This window comes from Lunatimonas lonarensis (assembly GCF_000390185.1).
In the GTDB taxonomy this organism is placed as follows: domain Bacteria; phylum Bacteroidota; class Bacteroidia; order Cytophagales; family Cyclobacteriaceae; genus Lunatimonas; species Lunatimonas lonarensis.
Genome location: NZ_AQHR01000083.1, coordinates 1 through 1503, shown reverse-complemented (window position 1 = coordinate 1503; position 1503 = coordinate 1). Strand labels below are relative to the sequence as shown.

General features: G+C 40.7%; 3 protein-coding genes. All 3 read right to left on the bottom strand.

All coding sequences use genetic code 11. From position 1 onward, the window contains the following. A partial coding sequence (locus ADIS_RS12775; RefSeq protein ID WP_035805905.1) for a 6-bladed beta-propeller occupies window positions 1-488 on the bottom strand: 488 nt, incomplete at its 3' end. A 220-nt stretch (window positions 489-708) separates the two neighbouring features. Then, the gene (locus tag ADIS_RS12770) at window positions 709-1038 is read right to left on the bottom strand and encodes a hypothetical protein (protein ID WP_010854953.1); all 330 of its coding nucleotides are present in this window, start codon (window positions 1036-1038) and stop codon (window positions 709-711) included. A gap of 280 nt (window positions 1039-1318) precedes the next feature. After that, window positions 1319-1503 (bottom strand): hypothetical protein (locus tag ADIS_RS23165; protein ID WP_035805903.1); only part of this gene is annotated, 185 nt, incomplete at its 5' end.

The window sequence follows — 1503 nt, the reverse complement described above, 5'->3', positions numbered from 1 at the left end:
AACTCCCCATCCAGGGTATAGTAAAGGACTTTTGACAAGCCATCGTCGTGAATGACCAACCTATTTTGATATCGGTCTACGGCGATACTACCCGCCCTTCTAAATTCACGGGGGCCATCTCCCAAAGGGTATTTGGCGTATAAAAAATTTCCATTGGTCTCAAAGACATAGACATGCTTTTGCGTCGCATCCCTTACATAGATCCTGCCGTCATGAATCTCCATATTTTGTAAAAAATCTGACATGAGGTCGGACGGTGTATCCCCAAGTTTAACATACCAGACACTGTCTATTACATCAGACATCTGCACCACCCCGTGACTATCCTCCGGAACGCGTATTTCTATAGGAAAGTCCTCCTCCTTCTCCGCTGACAGCATGTTGGGAATCGTTGGTGACAATACCTTTTGCATATCCATTCCGCTAAACTTGGTATCGGATCGATTGCCCCCTTTCATATTGCAGGAAGTGAAAAAGGTAATTATCATTAAAGAAAACAAAATGAGTTTTGAGCTGATAGTCATGGTATATAAGTCCTTGTCATTCGGCACTAAAAGCCTACCGTTAAATATTTAAAATAAAGGAAGTGGCCGACAGGTTTATATCGCCCAAAAAGATGTAAAGACATCCTGTGAGGTCTATCTTCCTGTCGGGATTCCACTTGAAAACATAACCAATATCTAAAAATATAGATTATTACAAGACTTTTTATGCATTGCAATAAGCCATACACCAAGACCAACCATCGATGCATTCAACCTTGTTCCCATTGAATGTATCGCACATGATTCCCGGAATCCAACAGACCTGCCGTTGACATGTGATAGAGGTTTGATTTGACTGCCAAAACCAGTCTCCTCCATCACCACCCTCTCCTTGCGCAAAAGCCATATTACCAAGCTCTGCAAGCGTTAAAGAGGGGAAATAGTTTCCTCGCTCGAATTCCAAACTGACCATAATGTTCAGAACCAACATGAGCCCAAAAGCGCCGGCCACCGCCCAACGCAGCCATTTAATTGTTCTAAAATAACCCTTCATTTCCTAATATTTTTGGTTAAACATAAACTAATAATACAAAAATAGCAAAAGAAAACTATTAATTAAGGGGATATTTGGGCATAGTTGAGTAATTTTGGCGAAATCACACAAACCAACAGAGGTCAAACATTCACAGAATCCAAAAAAAACGTTTGTCGTAAAAATATCTGTATCTGACACACACGGTTTCTCGCGTCCATCATCTCCTTCTTCTCTTACTTTTTTATAGAAATGTACCGAAAGATGCAGTATATACCAAGAACGTATCAATAACAAGCCTTCAATCGGTAAAAAATTTGTGCTGGTTTTCTGTACTCTGAGTTTCGGCTACCATATCCCACAGTGCCTTGCTTCCCCTGTTACTTTCCAGAATCTCCTTTCGTTTCGCATGTATTTCCTCGGAGGAAACATAACTGACCAACACATTTTCCTTAAAGATGCTTGCTGATACATCAAAAAAACCTA